At 72.6% G+C, this 19133-nt stretch carries 19 protein-coding genes; 6 read left to right on the top strand and 13 right to left on the bottom strand.

What is annotated here, in order from left to right:
• Window positions 1-22 precede the first annotated feature (22 nt).
• Window positions 23-1300 (top strand): VIT1/CCC1 transporter family protein, encoded by a 1278-nt coding sequence (locus IGS67_RS07180; RefSeq protein WP_192279206.1) that lies wholly within the window; start codon window positions 23-25, stop codon window positions 1298-1300.
• Between the two features lie 127 nt (window positions 1301-1427).
• On the opposite strand, the gene IGS67_RS14350 is transcribed toward IGS67_RS07180, so the two are convergent.
• The 4 genes from IGS67_RS14350 to IGS67_RS13880 all read right to left on the bottom strand — a co-directional run bounded on the left by IGS67_RS14350 (window position 1428) and on the right by IGS67_RS13880 (window position 3804).
• Window positions 1428-2339: a PKD domain-containing protein gene (locus IGS67_RS14350; protein WP_192279204.1), complete on the bottom strand. Its 912-nt coding sequence runs from the start codon at window positions 2337-2339 to the stop codon at window positions 1428-1430.
• Window positions 2336-2887 (bottom strand): hypothetical protein, encoded by a 552-nt coding sequence (locus IGS67_RS07170; RefSeq protein WP_192279202.1) that lies wholly within the window; start codon window positions 2885-2887, stop codon window positions 2336-2338. Before IGS67_RS07170 ends, IGS67_RS14350 begins: the two co-directional genes overlap by 4 nt.
• Before the next feature lie 187 nt (window positions 2888-3074).
• Window positions 3075-3476, bottom strand: a complete 402-nt coding sequence (locus IGS67_RS07165; protein WP_192279200.1) for a hypothetical protein — start codon at window positions 3474-3476, stop codon at window positions 3075-3077.
• 106 nt (window positions 3477-3582) lie between these two features.
• Window positions 3583-3804, bottom strand: coding sequence for a substrate-binding domain-containing protein (locus IGS67_RS13880; protein WP_235977974.1), 222 nt, complete (start codon window positions 3802-3804; stop codon window positions 3583-3585).
• 16 nt (window positions 3805-3820) lie between these two features.
• On the opposite strand from IGS67_RS13880, the gene IGS67_RS07155 reads away from it, so the two are divergent.
• Complete coding sequence (locus tag IGS67_RS07155; protein ID WP_328741926.1) at window positions 3821-4459, top strand: alpha-galactosidase; 639 nt, start codon at window positions 3821-3823, stop codon at window positions 4457-4459.
• Between the two features lie 53 nt (window positions 4460-4512).
• On the opposite strand, the gene IGS67_RS07150 is transcribed toward IGS67_RS07155, so the two are convergent.
• A complete protein-coding gene (locus tag IGS67_RS07150) occupies window positions 4513-5265 on the bottom strand; it encodes an AAC(3) family N-acetyltransferase (RefSeq protein WP_192279194.1) in 753 nt (250 codons plus the stop codon).
• Between the two features lie 44 nt (window positions 5266-5309).
• Complete coding sequence (locus IGS67_RS07145) at window positions 5310-6722, bottom strand: hypothetical protein (protein WP_192279192.1); 1413 nt, start codon at window positions 6720-6722, stop codon at window positions 5310-5312.
• A gap of 200 nt (window positions 6723-6922) precedes the next feature.
• On the opposite strand from IGS67_RS07145, the gene IGS67_RS07140 reads away from it, so the two are divergent.
• On the top strand, window positions 6923-8257 hold the full coding sequence (locus tag IGS67_RS07140) for an MFS transporter (RefSeq protein WP_192279190.1): 1335 nt from the start codon (window positions 6923-6925) through the stop codon (window positions 8255-8257).
• A gap of 75 nt (window positions 8258-8332) precedes the next feature.
• Here IGS67_RS07140 and IGS67_RS07135 read toward each other — a convergent pair whose 3' ends face one another.
• Entirely contained in the window at window positions 8333-8992 is a 660-nt protein-coding gene (locus IGS67_RS07135) for an SRPBCC family protein (protein WP_192279188.1), read from the bottom strand.
• Between the two features lie 262 nt (window positions 8993-9254).
• Between IGS67_RS07135 and IGS67_RS07130 the strand changes: the two genes are divergently transcribed.
• Both IGS67_RS07130 and IGS67_RS07125 read left to right on the top strand, forming a co-directional pair.
• Window positions 9255-9935 (top strand): TetR/AcrR family transcriptional regulator, encoded by a 681-nt coding sequence (locus IGS67_RS07130; protein WP_192279186.1) that lies wholly within the window; start codon window positions 9255-9257, stop codon window positions 9933-9935.
• A gap of 136 nt (window positions 9936-10071) precedes the next feature.
• Window positions 10072-11037: a DUF5692 family protein gene (locus IGS67_RS07125; protein ID WP_192279184.1), complete on the top strand. Its 966-nt coding sequence runs from the start codon at window positions 10072-10074 to the stop codon at window positions 11035-11037.
• A gap of 105 nt (window positions 11038-11142) precedes the next feature.
• Here IGS67_RS07125 and IGS67_RS07120 read toward each other — a convergent pair whose 3' ends face one another.
• From IGS67_RS07120 to IGS67_RS07105, 4 genes are all read right to left on the bottom strand, one after another.
• Window positions 11143-13293 carry a DivIVA domain-containing protein gene (locus IGS67_RS07120; protein WP_192279182.1) on the bottom strand — a complete coding sequence of 717 codons (2151 nt, stop codon included), beginning with the start codon at window positions 13291-13293 and terminating at the stop codon, window positions 11143-11145.
• 95 nt (window positions 13294-13388) lie between these two features.
• Window positions 13389-13979, bottom strand: a complete 591-nt coding sequence (locus tag IGS67_RS07115) for a DivIVA domain-containing protein (RefSeq protein ID WP_192279180.1) — start codon at window positions 13977-13979, stop codon at window positions 13389-13391.
• Between the two features lie 117 nt (window positions 13980-14096).
• Window positions 14097-15581: a flotillin family protein gene (locus IGS67_RS07110; RefSeq protein WP_192279178.1), complete on the bottom strand. Its 1485-nt coding sequence runs from the start codon at window positions 15579-15581 to the stop codon at window positions 14097-14099.
• Window positions 15582-15716: 135 nt separating this feature from the next.
• Window positions 15717-16193, bottom strand: a complete 477-nt coding sequence (locus IGS67_RS07105) for an NfeD family protein (protein WP_192279176.1) — start codon at window positions 16191-16193, stop codon at window positions 15717-15719.
• Between the two features lie 212 nt (window positions 16194-16405).
• Between IGS67_RS07105 and IGS67_RS07100 the strand changes: the two genes are divergently transcribed.
• Complete coding sequence (locus tag IGS67_RS07100) at window positions 16406-16900, top strand: CBS domain-containing protein (protein WP_192279174.1); 495 nt, start codon at window positions 16406-16408, stop codon at window positions 16898-16900.
• Between the two features lie 130 nt (window positions 16901-17030).
• On the opposite strand, the gene IGS67_RS07095 is transcribed toward IGS67_RS07100, so the two are convergent.
• Window positions 17031-18368: an FtsX-like permease family protein gene (locus IGS67_RS07095; RefSeq protein WP_192279172.1), complete on the bottom strand. Its 1338-nt coding sequence runs from the start codon at window positions 18366-18368 to the stop codon at window positions 17031-17033.
• Entirely contained in the window at window positions 18365-19132 is a 768-nt protein-coding gene (locus IGS67_RS07090; RefSeq protein WP_192279170.1) for an ABC transporter ATP-binding protein, read from the bottom strand. Before IGS67_RS07090 ends, IGS67_RS07095 begins: the two co-directional genes overlap by 4 nt.
• Between the last annotated feature and the right edge of the window lies 1 nt (window position 19133).

The raw sequence follows: 19133 nt of genomic DNA, 5'->3' as shown, positions 1-19133 counted from the left end.
GCGCCCTTGCGACGATGGAGGTATGCCCGACGCTCTCCCCGACCCCACGTCCGCGCCCGCGGAACCCTCGGTGTCCGCCGATTCCCCTGCGCCCGCCGAACCTTCGGCGCGTGACGTGCGCCGCTGGCGCCACCACCTCGCCGACGAGCTCGCCGAGGCCGCGATCTACCGCGACCTCGCGGCAGCGCGCTCGGGCGCCGAGCGCGACATCCTCCTCGACCTCGCCGACGCCGAGGGCCGGCACGCCGAGCACTGGCGCACCCTCCTCGGCCCCGAGCGGTCCGCGTCCGTGCGCCGTTCCACCTACTCGCGTCTGCTGGGGTTCGGCGCGCGCCGGTTCGGGTCGGTGTTCACGCTCGCGCTCGCGCAGCACGCCGAGTCCCGCTCCGCGTACGAGCTCGACCGTGACGCGACCCCGCAGATGGCCGCCGACGAACGCATCCACGAGGAGGTCGTCCGCTCGCTCGCGACCCGCGGGCGCATCGAGATGTCCGGCAACTTCCGTGCCGCCGTCTTCGGCCTCAACGACGGCCTCGTCTCGAACCTCGCGCTCATCCTCGGCATCGGCGCGACCGGCGTCGGCACGGGCACGGTCCTCGCGACCGGCGTCGCGGGACTGCTCGCGGGCGCCATGTCGATGGGCGCCGGCGAGTTCGTGTCCGTGCGCTCGCAGGTCGAGCTCGCCAAGGCGTCGCAGCCGTCGCCGCACGCGCGCGAGGCGCTCGTGCACCTCGACGTCGACGCGAACGAGCTCGCGCTCGTCTACCGGGCGCGGGGCCTCGATCCCGCGTCGGCCGACGTCAAGGCGCGGCGCACGCTCGCGCTCGTCGCGCGCGCCGACGCGGCGGAGCTCGTCGCGCGCGGCGGCGAGGCGGCTGCGGAGGGCTCGGGCCTCGTCACACCCGGCGCGGCCGCGAGCATCGCCGATGTCTCACGGGCAGCCGACAGCGCCACCGTCGACGCAGCGCTCGACGACCCGACGGTCGACGACGTCGAGACCGTCGGGCCCGACGCCGAGCTGCTCGGCAGCGCGTGGGGTGCGGCGATCTCGAGCTTCTGCCTCTTCGCGAGCGGTGCGGTCGTGCCGCTCCTGCCGTACTTCTTCGGCCTGAGCGGCGGTGCGGCGATGATTGTCGCTGCGGTGCTCGTCGGCATCGTCCTGCTCGGCACCGGGGCGACCGTCGGGGTGCTCTCCGGGGCGTCGCCCTGGACGCGCGCGCTCCGCCAGATCGCCATCGGCTACGGCGCGGCTGCGGTGACGTACCTTCTGGGCCTGGCGTTCGGGACGACGCTCGGCTGACGGGTCCGCTCCGCTGACCAAGTCGCTCCGCTGACTGGGCCGCTCTGCTGACCAGCCGCTCCGCTGACCCGGCCGCTCGATAGCCGATCCGCACGCTTCATGTGTGTGGATCGGCTATCGACGGGGGTCAGCTGGTGAGGACCGAGCGGATCTCGCGGGTCTCGAACGGCGCCGTCGTGTGCGTGGTCGTGCCGGTGCCCTCGACGTCGTGCCACGTCGTGGTGCCGGCGATGCGGAAGCGGCCGTGCCACGTGGTCGTGAGGGTGACGCGGTAGGTACCGACCTTCGTGTAGGTGTGCGTGGTCGTCTGGTCCGGGTAGCGCTTGCCTGGCTTGGTGGCGTGGACGGGCTTGCAGCCGTCGCCGGGGTCCCAGGCGTAGGACGTCGGGGTGAGCTCGAGCTCGACGGCGGTCCCGAGGACCGTGACATTGAGCTGTTCTGTGCCCGCGTCGGTGTAGTAGGTCATGGGCGTCTGGACGGCGAACCAGTCGGTGATGGGTGCGATGCGGGCGTGCTTGGCGGGGATCTTCAACGTGACGATCTCGCGGGCGAGCTCGTTCGCGATGTCGTCGGTGCCCGGATCGCTCGATACGCAGGGCGGAGTGTGGAGGCGCCACGTGCTCCAGCCGTCGGGCTCGGTCCAGATCCGCGCCTTCGTCGGTGCACGGAGCGCGCTCCCGTCGGGGCACGTCATCTCGACCTCGCCACGGACGACGGGTTCGGAGCACCACGTGTCGAGGGCGCGGCTCGTGTCGTCGAGGTCGACGCAGTCGGAGGCGTCGAGCGGGACGATCTCGACCTTCGGGTCGGTGGTGGGCGTGGCCGTCCGTGTGGGCGCCGACGTGGGCTCGGCTGGGGTGGAGGGGGCATCGGTCTTTGTCGCTTCGACACCGACGTCGTCGTTCGTCAGCGTCGTTCCGACGGACAGCGGATCTTTGCCATCCGCGCCATCGGCGAAGGCGACGCCTGAGGAAGACGTGAGAATGGCAGAGACGGTGACGATGAGCGCCGTGCACCAGCACCAGATCGCACGACTCACTTCTCGACGACCTTGTCGCTGATGCCGTTGACGAACCATGCACCATCGACGCGGAGCGCCTCGACGAACATCGTCCCCGTGGTGCTCGCTGCTTCCCTGACGGTGGCGCCGTCTGCACCGATGACGGAGGAGGCGTCTTGTATGTACTCCACTCGCCATACGAAACGGTCTGTTCCTGATGTGCCGCGGAGGCTGGCGTCACGGACTGTGACCTGGCCACCCTCGGTGCGAGCCCCCTCGCTGCGAAGACTCTCGATCGCGTCAGCAGCTGACTCGCATGACGTGCACGCGGACGTAGAGATCTCGCGCAGCAGCGTTCCGTCGTGAGCTGCGAGGCCTCTCGAGTACCTGACGAAGTAGTCCTTCACGACCGCGAGGGATGCGGCTTCGGGGTTCGGGGGTGCTGGGGTGGGTGTGTGTGCGGCGTCCGTCGTGCTCGGCAGGGCTGACGGCACGGTCGTTGGGAGCGCGGGATGAGTGTCCGAGTCTCGCGTCGGTGTGACGTCGGTGCACGATCCGAGGATCAGCGTGGCGCTGGCGACGAGCATCGCGACAGCGCGTTGCGTGAGTGCGCGAGCCTGCACGGCACTGGAGCAGTGTCGAGGTGCCGCGTCTGCGGTGGGGCGGGGCGGTCGCATCGTCATCCTTGCGTCGTCATCGTCGGTGCGTGACGAACGTAGGTGGGAAATCGGACGTTCGCATCTGGGCCGTTCACCCTGTGGACGAACGTGCCGGTCAGTCGTTCGGTGCCGGAGAGATGGCCTCCCCGCACGGTCCCGTGTGCAGGCGCCACTCGCTCCAGGCGCGCTGGCCGGCGGGCCGGGTGTGGATCTTCGTGGGCGTCGTGCCGGGGGTGCCGTCGGGGCACGCGAAGGGTGTGCGTCCGGTGGCGACGGGTTCCGAGCACCAGACGTCGAGCTCGTCGCCGTCGTGGTCGAGGTCGACGCAGTCGGAGATGTCGAGGGGGATGATCTCGGAGGCGATCGCCTGCATGGTCGTCGCGGACGGTGCGGAAGGGGCGACGCGCGGCGCGCTGCCGCTGGCAGGCGCGCAGGCGCCGCCGAGGAGCGCGACCGCGAGGAGGACAGCGCCGGTGCGGGCGGGGTGGAGTCGGGCAGGCGTGCAGGGCGTGGACATGAGCGGTCCTCAGGTTCGGCGACGGGCCCTGCAGAACCTAGGTGTCGAAGCGGACGCTTGCGCAGCGATCACCAGATCTGTGGATAACTCAAGCGCGGACCCACCCCTACGCCGACTCCCGCCACACGACGGGTGACTCGAGGATCGTGCCGCCGGGCGGCACGTCCTCGCCCGCGAGCTGCCGGACGACGAGCTCGGCGGCGCGTTCGCCGAGGCCGGCGGCGGGCTGGTGGACGGTCGACAGCGGCGGGTAGCAGCGTTGGGCCCAGGATGAGTCGTCGAACCCGACGACGCCGACCACGAACGACCCGCTCGAGCGACAGGCCATCCAGCGATGGACGGGCGTGCTCGTGCCGCCCGAGATTCTCGGCGGGCACCTCGGAGCCGGCCGCGCCCACATCACGGGTCGTGTCTCGTCGCTTGCGTTCCGGCTCGTCACCGCGTTCTTCGGCAGCGCCGGCATCGAGTGGGCCCTGACGACGGCGGATGCGAGCGAGCGTGCGATGGTTGCCGCGTGGGTTGCGGAGCACAAGGCGCGACGCTCGCTGCTGCACGGTGGCGTCGCAGTGCGGGGCGAGATCCTCGACGGCGAGCCCGTCGTTCACGGTGTCGTCGCGGCCGACGGCTCAGAGGCGCTCTACGCCGTCGTCCAGCTCGCGCAGGGGGGTCGGGCGCTGCCCGGGCCCGTGCGTCTCGTCGGGCTCGACCCGACCCGCACCTACCGGGTGCGGGTCCTGCCGGTCGGTGAGGTTCCCGGGGTCGTCCCGCGCGAGGACGTCCTGCCGGGCGCCATGCAGGACGCGCCGCCACCGTGGCTCGCGCCCGAGCGGCTCGACGCGGGCGTCGAGCTCCCGGGTCGCGTCCTCACCGAGGTCGGCCTGCCGATGGTGCTCATGAGGCCGGAGCAGGCGCTCCTCCTCGAGGTGACGGCGGTGGCCACCCCGCCTGACCCAGCCCGCTCGGGTGCCGATCCGCACCTCTGAGATGGACGAGTCGACGTGAGGTCACTGCGGTGAGCGCCCGTGAGGGAGGGCGGTCACGCCCGCGCCCGCTCGTGCTCCGCAAGCAGGTACGTCGGGTCCGCGTGCAGCAGCGGCACGAGCACGTCGACGTAGCCGCGCGCCTCGACGAGCACTGCCGTCCCGTCGCCGACGCGTCCGTCGTGCTGCACGCCCGCGGCGCGCAGCGGCCCCGCGACCCGCTCGAAGTCGCGGTCCCAGCCCCACAGGTGGAGGTACCCGCGGACGACGACCTCCGTGCCGTCGGGTAGGACGACGATCCCGTCCGTCGGCGCCTCCTGGAGGTGGTGCGGCACCCGTGCGCGTTCCTCGACGCCGTGGAGCGACGTCGACGACGCGTGCGTGACGCCACCGAGCAGGAGGACGCGCCCGCCGCGGTCGGCGAGCCGCCCGTACGGGCTCGACGCGTCGCACGGCGTCACCGACGACGCGTGCCCGTCCGTGAGCTCGCGCGCCCGCGTACCGAGCGCGACGACCGAGTGCGTGGGGTGCACCGACCGCACCGCGTCCGGCCGCACGCGCGCCGCCTCGGGGATCGCGCCCGTCCAGCCGGGCGTCTCCGCGAGCGCGACCCGCGGCGGGTGCGCGGGGCCGTGCTCGGCGGTTGCCGTGATCGTCGGGAAGAGGACGGTGCCGTCCGGCCCGACCGCGTCGAGCAGCGCGTCGACGACCGTGCTGGCGCCGCCGTCGACGTGACCGAGCCCGCGCAGCGAGGAGTGCACGAGCACGTCGTCGCCCGGGCGCAGGCCGAGCGTGCGCAGGTCGTCCACGAGACGCACGCGGTCGGTCGGCGCCGACCTGCGTGCCCGCCCGGTCACGGAACCGCCGGGAAGACGAGTGCCTCGATCGTTGACCCGCCCTGCATGAGGACCGCCTGGCCGATCGGCAGGAAGCGCGGCGCGTCCATCGAGCCGTCGGGGTCGGAAGAGTCCGGCACGTCCACGGACCAGAGCTCCGTGCCGTCCTTCGTCGAGACGCCGATGAGCTTCGACCAGCTCCACATGACGAGCGCGTCGGGACCGGCGACGAGCGTCTGCGCACCGTGGAGGTCGGCGCTCCACAGCTCGGTGCCCGCGGCGTCGATGACGCGCGACGGCGTCGTCATCTCGCTCGACTGGGAGTCGACGACGAAGCCCCAGTCGCATGCTGCCACGGTGATCCCGTCGTGCTCGATCGCGGCCGGCGGCAGGGTAGTCCGCGGCGAGCCGTCGAGCGGCACGCGTTGCGTGCCGACGGCGACGAAGCTCGGCGCGGTCGTGCAGAGGTGGTGCGAGAGGCGGGCCCCCGAGAGCTCCACCTCGTCGACCGCCCCGGTCGTGAGGATGACCGAGGTACCGTTGTCGTGCGTCCACCCGTCGGCGCCCTCGAGCTGCAGAGGAGCGTTGTGGCTGAACGCGACGTCGAGGGTCTCGAGAGTGTTCCGGTCGGCAATGACGCCGCCCGGGTAGGTGCCGACGTGGATGAGGCGGTCGTTGACTTCGATGCCGCCGATCATGTCCGATCCGCAGCCGTCCTCACCTGCGATGCGCGTCAGCTCGCTGCGCAGGGCGGGCCCGCCTGCGTCGGGCACGACGGCGAGGAGCGCCTCGCACTCCTTCTGACCCGCGACGAGCACGCCGTCGGGGTGAGCCGCGAGCCCGAGGACGGCGTACGCGTCGACCGGTGACTCGCCGAGCACGGTGCCGTCCGCGAGCGACAGGAGCGAGATGGTGGCGGTGCCGTCCGCGCCCCAGCTGCTGCAGCCAGCGCGGTCGGCGTCGATGAGGAAGCAACTGTGGACCGGGCGGTCGGGCTCTCGCCGCCACGCGACGTTGCCGGTCGCGATCTCGACGCCCGCGAGGTAGGTGACCTCGCCCGTCGACGCAGTGAGGACCGTCCGGCTCGGCAGCGGGACGCGGGGATCGACGGGCGCCAACGCGCTGAAGACCGCCCCGTCGACGTCCTTGCCGGCGAGGTCGCGGGCCCCGAGCCGCCAGGTGGTCGGGGTCGCGGTGCGGTCGACGCCCACGGTCTGTGGTCCCGGTTCGGGCTCGGGACCCGGCGTCGCGCTCGGGTCCGGCGTCCCGCTGGAATCGGTCGTCGGGGAGACCGGAGCGGCAGACGTCGTGGGTGCGCCCGACGGCGTGTTGTCCCCGCGGTCGCCGAACGCTGAGATCCCGGCCCAGGCGGCACTGCCGACGAGTGCCAGACCCGCGACGGCCGCCACGGCGACCTGCCATGCGGCCATAGGCGTCGCGGTCCCCGCAGCGGTTGCAGGCGGGCTGGGCGGCAGAGACTCCGGACCGGGAGGGACGGGAACCTGAGGACCGGCCGGAGTGCCTGGCGGCGGGGGCGGGGGCGGTGGCATCGACACGGGAACATGGTCCCATCGGCGGTGATCCTCGGGAAGCCTCTGCCGGGCACGGCGGGCGCGCGTAGTCTTCTGCGGTGGCACGCCTCCTCATCGACACCTCGCCGTTGCGCGAGTCGCCCGCGTTCGCCCGCATGTGGTGGGGTCTGGGGCTCTCGAGCCTCGGCACGCAGCTCACGGTCGTCGCCGTTGGCCTCGAGGTGTACGCGCTCACGGGCTCGACGCTCGCGGTCGGCGGGCTCGGTATCGCGGCGCTCGTGCCGCTCGTCGTCACGGGTCTGTACGGGGGCGCGCTCGTCGACGTGCATGACCGGCGGACGGTCGCGCTCGCGACGTCGGCGGGTCTGTGGTTCGTCACGGCGCTGCTCGCGCTCCAGGCGTGGCTGCACGTCGACGAGGTCTGGGTGCTGTACGCGCTCGTCGCGCTGCAGTCGGCGGGCTTCGGCATCAACAACCCGGCGCGGTCGGCGATCATCCCGATGCTTGTGCGGCCCGCGCGACTGCCAGCGGCGAACGCGTTGCAGACGCTCCTGTTCAATACGTCGCTCATGCTCGGCCCGGTCGCGGGTGCGGTGCTCGTCGCGCGGTGGGGGTACGAGGTTGCGTACACGATCGACGCTGTTCTCTTCCTCGCAGCGCTGTGGGCGCTGCTGCGGCTGCCGTCGTTGCGTCCGGGGACGGTCGCGTACGACGGCGATGCCCCGGCGCCCCTCGCCCCGACGCCCGTCGAGCCCGCCGCTGCGCGGCGTCGCGTCGGCCTCTCGTCCGTCGTCGAGGGGCTGCGCTACCTGGCGACGCAGCCGAACGTGCGGATGACGTTCCTCGTCGACATGTCGGCGATGGTGCTGGCGATGCCGCGCGTGCTGTTCCCGGCGGTCGGCGTCGTGGTCCTCGGCGGCGGGGAGACGACGACGGGGTATCTCACCGCGGCGATCGCGGTCGGCGGGATCGTCGCGGGTCTGCTCTCGGGCGGGCTCGTCCGGAGGCGTCGGCAGGGCGCGATCATCGTGTGGGCGATCACGGCGTGGGGTCTGGGGGTGGCGGGCTTCGGTGCGGTGCTGCTCGGAGCGGGACGGACGACGCCGGACCACGTGCTGTGGCCCGCGCTCGCGGGGGCGCTCGTGCTGCTCGCGTTCTGCGGGGCGGCGGACAGCGTCTCGGCGATCTTCCGGACGTCGATCCTTCAGACGGCGGCGCCGGACGAGATGCGGGGGAGGCTGCAGGGGATCTTCATCGTCGTCGTCGCTGGCGGTCCGAGGGCCGGTGATCTGTGGCTGGGCGCTCAGGCGTCGTGGTGGGGCGAGGGCATGGCGGCGGTCGTCGGCGGCCTCAGCTGCGTCGTGGTCCTGTGGCTCCTGGTCCGCCGCTGGCCGAAGTTCTACGCGTACGACGCCCACCACCCCACCCCCTAACCCCCCGTCCCCCTCGCGAGATAGCGCTCCAGGGACGAGATAGCGTGCGTCTCGCGCTATCTGGTCGGGGGAGCGCTATCTCGCGGGGGTCGGGAGCGGGCGTTCCGCGCGGGCGCGGATGCCCCGGAGCATCTGCTGCGTCATGAGCCAGCTCGCGAACGTCACCGGCTCGACGACGAGCGCCGCGCTGCGACGCACGTACTCGTAGCGCTCGCGGACGACGAGCCTGCTCGTCCCGCCCGGCTGCTCCTCGAGCACGAACGCCCACGTGAACCGGAACGGCATCTGGGCACCCGGGTCGTGGCCCTCGGGAAGTCCGGCCAGCACGAGCGCGCGCCCCGGCTCGAGCGTCGTGACGCGCAGCGCGAGGTCCTCGGCGAGGTGCACGGGGTCCCCGACGGCGAGGTCCTGGAGGTGTGTCTCGATGCGGTCTGTCGAGCGTATGCCGAGGCCGACGAGGTTCTCGAGGACGTCGTAGGAGTAGAAGCCGCCGCGGCCCTTGCCGAGCTGGACGAGCCACGGCCACACGGCGTCGGCGGGCGCGTCGATCGTCACCGCGCGCGTGACGACGTGGTCGGCGGCCGGGGTGAGCTCGTCGCCGGGGAGCGTCGCGTCGAGCTCTGCCTCGGTCGAGCCCCACTGCATCGCCCACGTCCGCAGGACGGGGAGCACGGCGAGGGTCGAGAGGATGGCGCCCGTCGTGAGCGCCGCACGGAGGGAGGGACGTCGGACCATGCCCCTATCGCATCACAACGCTGCGTCCGGCACGAGGTCTTGAGGTCCTCACCCGTTCCTCCAGGGGACGGACGTGCCCGCGCCGTCCGACGTCCGCGCGGTCCGCGCCGTCCCGACGGATTGGCGGGGTTCACCCGTCCGATCGGCGGAACCCGTCAATCCGTCGAGAGGGGGCGAAGCGCGCGCTGGCCGGTGGGACTAAGGTCCCCACCTGCAACGATGTTATTGACGGTGCGTCAATAGCGAAGCTAGCGTCGGGCTCGTGAGCACCGAGAAGACCCCGCGCAGCCCCCGCACCGCGCCCGACGTCCGCTCCGACGAGCTCGTCGCCGCGGCCCGCGAGCTCTTCGCCGAGCAGGGCCTCACCCGCACGACGCTCACCGACGTCGCCCGCCGCGTCGGCGTCGCGCGCACGCTCGTCTACCACTACTTCCCCAGCAAGGACGCCCTCGTCGACGCTGTGCTCGATGGCTACGTCGACCACTTCGTCACGTCCGTCCGTGCCTGGGACGCCGCCCGCACGCCCGGCGACATCGAGGGCTCCCTCGTCACCGCGATCGCACTCTTCCGCACCCACCTGCGCGCGATGGACCCCATTCGCCCCGACCTCGAACGCGTCGAGGCCACCGGCATGTACAACGCGTTCCTCGATCGCGCGGTCCGCGCGATCGTCGACTGCCTCGAGGAGACGACGGTCCGCGCCTACGCCGCACGGCACCGCATCCGCATCGACCACGTCCGCGAGACGTTCTACGTCCTCGTCTACGGGCTCGTCGGGCTCGCCCGCAACACGCCGGGCATCGACGACGCGCTCCTCGTCTCCCTCGTCCGCCAGGCGCTTCGCCTCGAGCCCGAGGCGAGCGTCGGGCACGGGACTGTCTCCGGCAGCGTCGCGCTCACCGCGGACGCACGCACCCAGCCGGAGGCCGCGACCGACGACTGACACGCAGCGCGCCGGCAACGCCGGCGCCGACGGGCGCGAGGTCCACCCAGGGTGCGCCTGGACCACGACGCGCGAGGGGCGGCGCACCATCCCCCCGGCGGCACGCCTGCCGCCTCGTCCCAAGGAGTGGTGACAGGTGTTCCTGTTCGACTCGATCCCCTGGTACTCGGCCCTCATGTGGCTGCTCGTCCTCGGGGTGCTCATCGGGCTCAACGAGCTCGTCCGCTGGTCGAAGGTCGCGGCCTACGCGATCTTCATCGTCCTGCCGATCATCCTCACGATCTTCGTGTGGCCGACGACCGCCGCAGCCGGCTCCTCGACCGGCACGTGGTTCCACTGGGTGAAGGTGTACTCGGCGCTCGCCGGCTGCATCGGCTTCATGCTCATCCGCTACAACAAGCGCATCGCGGCGAACAAGTACGCGCTGTGGTTCCCGCCCGCGATCCTCGCGCTCAACATCGCCGAGGCCGTCGTCCGCGACTTCGAGGTCGCCGGGCTCCAGGGCATGCACGACGGCGTCTTCATGGTCGGCGGCCCGTGGAACTACATGAACGGCATCGCCGGCATCCTCAACCTCGTGACGATCTGCGGCTGGGTCGGCATCTTCGTCACCAAGGACCGCTTCCAGGACATGGTGTGGCCCGACATGCTGTGGTTCTGGATCATCGCGTACGACCTGTGGAACTTCGCGTACGTCTACAACTGCGTCGGCGACCACGCGTTCTACGCGGGCGCTGCGCTGCTCATCTCGTGCACCATCCCGGCGTTCTTCCTCCGCAAGGGCGGCTGGCTCCAGCACCGGGCGCACACGCTCGCGTTCTGGATGATGTTCACGATGGCTGTGCCGTCGTTCGTCTCCGACTCGAAGTTCGCGGTCGACGCGTCGCACGACCCGACCGCGCTCTTCACGGTGAGCCTGCTCTCGCTCCTCGCGAACATCGCCGTCGTCGTCTACCAGGTCCGCACGATCGTCGTGAAGCGTCGCCACCCGCTCCGCGACGAGCTGTACACGCACCTCGCCGCGTACCAGGCGGTCGCGTCGGAGCGTCCCGCGCCCGAGGGCACGCAGCCCGAGGAGGTCAAGGCGGCTCCGGTGGGTTGATCCCACGCGGGTCGTGTCCCGCAGCATGCAGGAGGGCGGGCCGGGGATTCCCCGGCCCGCCCTCCTGCATGCGTGGTGCGTCCGACGGCGCGGGCGCGGGTGACCTCAGCCGAGGTCGACGACGAGACCCTCGGGCGTCTTGCGGACGCCCACCGCGGAGAACACGCGGCCGTCCGGGCCGACGAGCGTGATCGAGTCCTTCGCGGCGCCGGTCGACGTCGCACGTGCGAACGTCAGCTGGCGCAGGAAGCCCTGCGAGTCGAGAGCCTCGGCCGGAGCGACGTACGGTGCCTCGTCGGCGACCGCAGGTGCGGCCGGCGCGGCCGGCGCGTCAACCGACGCGGTCGGCGCGTCGGACGTCGGCGCGTCGGACGTCGGCGCGTCGAACGTCGGCGCGGCGACGGGGGCCGACGTGATGTCGACCGGTGCCGAGACGGCCGCAGGCTCGAGCTCTGGCGCGACCGCCGTGGCGTCCGGTGCCTGGACCGCGTCCATGAGGACCGTCGGGGCGTCGAGGTTCGTGTCGGTGTCCGCAGCCTGGGCGGCGAACGCGAACGCGGAGACGCGCGTCGGAGCGTCTGCGGCGAGCGTGTCGGTCGCGGGCTCGTCGACGACGGGTGCCTCGAGGACCGGCTCGGGGGCCGACGCCATCTCGGGCTGAGCGTCCGTGAGCCATGCCGGCAGCTCGGCGTCGGCGCTCTCCGCGTCACGCACCTCGGAGTCGAGGTCGAGCGCGATCGGCTCGTCGCCGTCGAGGCTCGCCCACGGCGACTCTTCGGTCGACGCGAGCAGGGAGTCGTCGACGAGGTCCTCGTCGTGAGGCCCGGCGGCAGGCTCGAGCGGGGTCGTCGCGTGCGGGGCGAGCGCCCCGGCGGCGCCGGCCTCGGCGGCGCTGGCCTCGGCGAGCGGTGCGGTCGGGGTGCTCGACCATTCGTCGGCGGTGGGCTCCGCAGGCGCGTTGAAGCCCCAGTCGGGAGTGGCCACCGGGGCTGCGGGAGCCACGAAGCCTGGCTCCCAGGGAGCGGGCGCGTCGTCGTTGGCGTTGACGTCGGCACCGGGGGCGTCGGCGGCAGGAGGGGCCCACGGGTCGCTGGGCGTGCCAACCTCGGCCGTGGCGTCGTCCGCGGCGACGAGGTCGTCGGCGCGGGTCTCGGCCGTGGCGTCGGGCGCCGTGTCGGACTCGGGCGCGGTGTCGGACTCGGGTGCGTCGCCGGACTCGGGCGCGGTCCAGCGGACGGGCTCGGGAGCCGCCCACGCGGACGCAGGCTCGGCGGGCTGGGCCCAGGCGTCGTCCGGAGCCGCGGCGGGCTCGTCGGCGAGGTCCTCGGACGCCCCCGGTTCCGTCGTGTCCGCGAGCGATGCGACGGGATCGAGGTCCTCGGCGGGCGTCACGTGGGTGACGTTCGCGCTGAGCGCGAGGTCCGCGGGCCGCTCGGCGGTGTCGAACGACGCCGTCGTGTCGAATGGCTCCGTGGTGTCGAATGGCCCTGGGGTGTCGGCCGGGGTCGGGGACTGCGGCTCCGCGACGGGCGCGGCCGGTGCGTCCCACGCCGGGGTGACGTCGGTGCTCGCGGGAGGGCTCCACACAGGAGCCGACGGGAACGGCTCGTCCTCGGCGACCGGAGCGGGCTCCACCGAGGCCTCGTCAGGAGCTGAGGGCGCGGTCTCCTGGAGGGCGACGGCCCAGGCGTCGACGGCGGCCGTCGAGCCGGCGGGCGCCTCGTGCACGACCTCGGCGCTGACCTCGTCCTGGACGACCTCACCGGCGTCGGGAGCGGACACCTCCGACGGCTCGTCGGACGCGACAGCATCGGCGGGAACGCCGTCCGGGGGAACATCGGCAGGAGCGTCGTTCTGCACGACCTCGGAGGCCGTCGCCGCGTCGGCTGCGTCACCGTGGCCATCGTCGACCTCGATGTCGTCCGCAGCGGCGGACGGCGCGGGCTGGACGAGCGGCTCGCCGCGCGTGGCGCGGCCGATGTACGTGTTGAGCGAGTCGATGATCCCGTCGAGCAGGTCGTCGACCTCGTCGACGAAGTAGCCCTCGGTGAGCTCGGTCGGGGTGAAGCGCGCGTGGAGCAGGTCGTCGGGCGTGAGCAGCGGCGTGCCGTCGCTCTCGACCGTGAGGCCCTGCTCGAGGTGCTCGAGGGTGCGGGCCGCACGCGCGAGGAGTGCGTCGACCTCGGCGATCTCGTAGCCCGACCGGAACTTGGTCGCGGTGAAGCGCGCAGAGCGCACATCTGCGGCGGTAAGCATGCGGTGTCCCCTGACGTCGTGGACCGTGTGGTCAAGCGATAGTACCGACGGGATGCAGTCCCGCGTAGGACCAGCCCGGTCGGGGGTGGGTGGAATCAGCCGAGCACGCCCGCAGCCTTGCGGAGGAAGGCGTCGACCTCGGCAGTGGCGTACCCGGGCCGGAAGCGCACGCGGGGCAACGTGGTGGTCTGCAGCTCGACCCCGGTGAGCAGCGGCTCGCCGGCGACGGTCGTGCTGCGGCGCTGGTCCCGAGCGACGGCGGTCGAGACGATGCGGGCCAGGATCGCGTCGACCGCGCCGACCTCGTAGCCTCCGCCCCAGCCCGACGGGCTGAACCGGGCCCGCGCCGCGCGCTCGGCAAGCTGCGCGAAGGGGCCACCCTCGGCAGCGACCGCAACGAGATGGGACGACTCGTGTGTGCGTGCGCCGAGGAGCGTGAGCGTCGCGGTGATCTCGTCGAGGAGGGTGTCGACGTCGACGATGTCGTAGCCCTCGCGGAGCTTCGTCGCCGTGAAACGTTGTGTCTCGATGTCGGCGATGCTCAGTCCGAGCGGCTCGCCCCGCTCGTGCCGCCTGAGCGCGGCCGCCACGACGTCGAGGAAGTCGTCGACCTCGACGATGTCGTAGCCCTCGCGGAACTTCGTCGCCGTGAACTTCCTGCTGATCAGGTCGTCGGACGTCAGCATGTGGGCTCCTCAGGTCGTCGCCGATGTCGGTGGGGCGAGCGTAGCGCTGCGCGCCGACATCGGGAACGCCGACGGCGCCCGACCCCGCGTGTGGGGTAGGGCGCCGTCGCTCGAGCGTCAGGCGCTGGGCGCCGTGTCCTCCGTGTCGCCCGTGGTGTGGGCGAGCGCGGTGCCCGCGACGCCACCGATGAGCGACGAGAGGTCGATGCCGAGCAGGTCCTTGACGATCTGCTGGCCCTCGCCGAGGACGTTCGTGACGTTCTTCGTGAGCGCGGAGGCGCCGTCGGTCGAGATGACGGTCATCGAGTCGACGGAACCCATGGGCTCGGCCGCAGCACGGATGATCTCGGGCAGGCGCGTGATGAGCTCCTGGGCGAGCGCCGCCTCGCCGTACTTCTTGAGCGCCTCGGCCTTGGCGTCGGTCGCGGCGGCCTCCGCGCGGCCCTCGGCCTCGGTCGCGGCTGCGCGCGCCTCACCCTCGGCGCGGATACCGGCGGCGAGCGCGACCTGGCGGTCCCGCTCGGCCTCACCGGCGCGGCGGACGGACTCTGCGGCGGCCTCGGCGTCCTGGATGGCGGCGGTCTTGTTGGCCTGGGCGATCGTCGTGCGCTTGAACGCGTCGGCCTCGGTCGCGGCGTTCGCGGCGTCACGCTCGGCGTTGGCCTTCTGGACGGCGGCGTACGCGTCGGCCTCGGCGGGCTTGCGGACGGAGATGTCGAGCTCCTCCTCCGTGACCTTCGCCTGCTCGGTGAGGGCCTCGCGCTGCTGGAGGGCGACGAGTCGCTCCTGCTCGACGCGCGCGAGCTGGCCAGCGGCGTCGGCCTCGGCGTTGGCGCGGTCGGTCTCGGCCTTGATCGTCGCCTTCTTGAGGTCGAGCGCCTTCTGACGCTCGGCGATCTGCTCGGCGGCCTCGATGACGGCGAACTCGGCGATGCGGCGGGCCTCGGCCTCGGAGACCTCGGCGACCTGGCGGGCGCGCGCGTTCTCGGCACGTCCGAGGTTCGCGAGGTAGTCGGAGCCGGGGGTGGAGATGTCGGAGATGTTGAGGAGGTCGACCTGGAGGCCCTGCTCGGCGAGGTCCGTCTTCGTCGAGTCGACGACGCGGTCGGAGAGGCCCTTGCGGTCGGAGATGATCTGCTCGATCGTCATGTCGCCGACGATGGAGCGCAGCGAGCCCTCGAGGGACTCCTTGATGATCTCGGTGAGCGCGTCCTGCTGGGAGAGGAAGCGCTGCGCGGCTCGGCGCACGCCGTCGTCGTCGCCGCGGACCTTGAAGTTGATGGACGCCTTGATGGCGATCTTCACGCGGTTCTTGTCGACGCCCTCGACGGTGATGCCGATCTGGCGCTGCTCGAGGGAGATGGAGAAGCCCTGCTGGAGGATCGGCCACACGAAGACGCGGCCGCCGACGACGACGCGCTGGCCGCCGATCATGTCGGGCTGGTTCTTGCCCGCGCCGCGGCCGACGATGACGAGCGCCTCGTTCGGCGGGACGCGGCGGATGCGCTTGGCGATGAAGGTGACGATCGCGAGGAACGCGATCGCGAGGAGCGCGACCCCGACGACTGTCCAGAAGTTCGGGTCGGTGCTGCTGGCGGGCATGCGGGGAGTCCTTCCGTGGCTGTGCGGTCCGGCTGACGGACGTCGGCCGGGGCGGTGCTCGTGCACGCCGGGAGGCGCGCGGGTGCGGCGGCGTCGGGCGTGCCCGACGTGCGACGGCGAGCCGTCGCGGGGAAGTCAGGCGGTGGTGGCGCTGTCGCCGGGGGTGACCTTGACGCGGGAGCCCTCCTGCGCGACGACGACGATGCGCGTGCCTTCGGGGATGAGTGCGTCGGACCAGGCCATGCGGCGCTCGATCTCCTGCGGGGCGTCGAGGAAGACCTCGCCGCGCTGGGGGGTGACGTCCGACTTCGCGACGCCGGTCATGCCGACGAGCTGGAGGGGTTGTCCGTCCTCGGTCGCCTGGAGCCGCTTGATAGCGAACTGTGAGAGCCAGACGGCGGCGACGCCGGCGACGGCGGAGCCGCCGTAGACGAGCGCGGTCGGCAGATCGTTGGCGGTCGTCATGATGCCGATCGCGCCGAAGACGATCGCGCCGACGCCGAGCCCGGTGCTCGAGAGCGCGCCGTCGCCGAACTCGATGAACTCGCCAAGGAGCATGGAACCGACGACGAGCAGCAGCCCGATGGCACCAATGATGATGAAGACCGTCATGAAGCTCTCTTCCCCCTGGGTGAAACTCCCCTAGGGCCCGAACGATAGCGGAGGCGGGAGCGGGGCGCGCGGGCCCCGGCGATCTTCGTGGACGACGAGCGGTGACGACGACCTGTGGTCAGGGTGACGGGTGCCCGGCGGAACGGTGTACGGGGCCGCGAGATGCCGTCAAACCGGGTGTTCGGTGCGGGCGCGGGCGGCAGGATCGTCGCGTGATCACTCGCACCATCGCCCCGCATGTCGGCGGCCGCCGTCGTGAGACTGCGATCGACCGGATTGACGACCCGTTCGTGCCCGTCGGCCGCCTGTCCGTCCCCATCGAGGTCGTCGACGCGTCGACCCTCTACCCGGTCGTCGCCGCGCTCTTCCGCTCGGAGAACGTCTCGTCGGTCGCCGTGTGCGACGCGGCGGAGCCGGGCCGCGTCGGGATCGTCTCGCGCGACCGCCACACGGCGGTGAGCGCAGGGACGCTCGGATACGGGCGGGCGCTGCTCGCCCGGCGGCCGGTCGGTGAGGTCGTCGACTGGGATCCGCTCGCGGTGCCGCAGACGATGCCTGTCGTCGAGGTCGTGCGGCTCGCGATGGCGCGCCCGGAGGCGCGGCGGTTCGACGACGTCGTCGTTCACGGTGCGGTGTGGCAGGTGGTGACCGTGCCGACGCTTGTGCGTGCGCTCGCGGACGTGGTGACGCGTCACTGGCGAGCCTGACGGCTCCGCCCTCCGCGACTGGGAGCGCGCCGGAACGCCGGAACGCCGCCATCCTGCGCGACTCGTAGGTCTGGAGCACCGTTCGATGGTGCTCCAGACCTACGAGTCGCCCGGCGTCGGGTGCGCAGGGTCAGGGCATCGGGAGCGTCCGTCGTGCGACGAGACTCGCCGCCCACGCACCCGCGACGACGAGACCCGACGCCGCCGCGATCGCGGCGAGCAGCTCGACGACGACGGCCACCTGCTGAAACGCGCCCAGCCCGAGCACCGGTGCGACGAGCACGAGCATCGTCGTCGTCGCGAGACCGACGGACGCTGCGAGCGGGATCGTCGTCTCCCGCATCCGCGCACGGTCGAGCGTGCGCTGCTCACTGCCCGCGAGGACGAGCGCCGCGGCCTGCTCCCGCTGGTCGATCGCGCGCCCCGCCTGCAAGACGCCCGTCGAGACGGCGGCGAGGACCCCCGCGATCGCGAGGGTGAGCAGCGCACCGGTGCGCAGGTCCGCCATGTAGACGACGTCCCAGCGTGACGCGTCGGCAGGCGGCGAGAACAACGCCGTGATGCTCGCGAGGCCCGCGATGAACGTCGCTAGCGCGACCCCACCGACAGACCGCCACGCCGTCCGCGGGTCGTCGACGATCCGCCGTCCCGCGAGCAGCGTCTCCACCCGACGGGCGCGACGCACCGTGACGTGCCCGACGATCTGCAGGACGAACGGACCGATGGCGCCGAGCGCCGCGAACCCGAGAACGAGCACGCCGACGATCATCGCGACCGCGACGCCCTCGCCACCGAAGGGCACGTTGACGACGACGGGCATCGCGACGACCGCGACGACGAGGACGAGCGCGCGCAGCGCGCGCAGCCCGGGAGGAGTCGTGCGTGCCGCGACGCCGAGCGGCGTGACGGCGACGCGACGCAGGCTCGCGAGCGCCGAGACGAGGGCGATGACGACGACGAGACCGACGGCGGCGAGGACGAGCGGTACGCCGACCCACAGCTCGGCGACCGCGAAGCGACGGTCCTGGAACGTCAGCAGGGCGACGGCCGGCAGCAGCGCACCGTAGAGGGCGACGCCGGCGACCGCGCCGACGAGTGCCTGCGCGGCGGCGTCGAGCGTCGTGAGCGTCGTGACCTGTCCGGTCGTCGCCCCGGCGAGACGCAGGGTGGCGAGCCGCTCGTCGCGGCGCGCGACGGCCAGGCGTGCCGCAGCGCCGCCGAGCGTCGTGAGCGGCACGAGCAGGAGGAGCGACGCGACGCCCGCGAGCATCGGGTACTGGTCCGCGTCGGGCGAGCCGCCCGGGGCGCCAGCGCGGTCGACGAACGCTCCGTAGCCGCCGGCGACGACGAGGAGCGCGGCCGTCGCGAACGCGAACGCGACGACCGCGAGGACGGTCGTGAGCCGTTGCGGGTCGTGGGCGTCGGTCGTGCGTCGGCGGAGGAACCACCACAGTCCGAAGGCGCTCACGTCGCACCGCCGGCCGGCGCGGCGGGAACCGGCGGCGCAGGGACGGGCGTCGCCGCCGCGGCGCGCGCCGCGAGGAGCTCGCCGTCGATGCGTCCGTCGCGCATCGTCACGGTGCGCTCGCAGTGCTGGGCGACGCCCGCGTCGTGCGTGACGACGACGAGGCTCGTTCCGTTGGCGGCCGCAGCGGCGGTGAGGACGGTGAGGACGTCCTGCCCGGTCGCCTGGTCGAGCGCGCCCGTCGGCTCGTCGGCGAAGACGATGCCCGGCCGCCCGACGAGGGCGCGCGCGATCGCGACGCGCTGCGCCTGGCCACCTGAGAGCTCACCGGGTCGGCGGCCCTCGAAGCCACCGAGGCCGAGGCGGCCGAGCTCGGCCGTGGCCGTCGCGACGGCCTGCGCGCGCGGCACGCCCGCGAGCAGGAGGGGGAGTGCGGCGTTCTCGACGGCCGGCAGCTCGGGCAGGAGGCGACCGGACTGGAAGACGAAGCCGAAGTCGGTGCGGCGCAGCTGGGTGCGACGGCGGTCGGGCAGCGCGGCAAGGTCCTCGCCGCGCCAGACGACAGAGCCCGACGTCGGCGCGAGGATGCCCGCGAGGACGTGGAGGAGCGTCGTCTTGCCGGAGCCGGACGGGCCCATGATCGCGAGCGACTCACCGGGCTCGACCGTGAGGTCGACGCCGTCGAGCGCGCGCGTCGCGAATGGGCTGTCGCCGTAGACCTGGGTGAGACCGCGGGCGACGAGGCGGTCGGAGGTGCGTGCGTTCATG

Origin of the sequence: Flavimobilis rhizosphaerae (genome assembly GCF_014852685.1) — a bacterium.
GTDB lineage: Bacteria > Actinomycetota > Actinomycetes > Actinomycetales > Cellulomonadaceae > Flavimobilis > Flavimobilis rhizosphaerae.
Note: the sequence above shows the minus strand (reverse complement) of the source record. Positions and strands in the feature narration are given on the sequence as shown.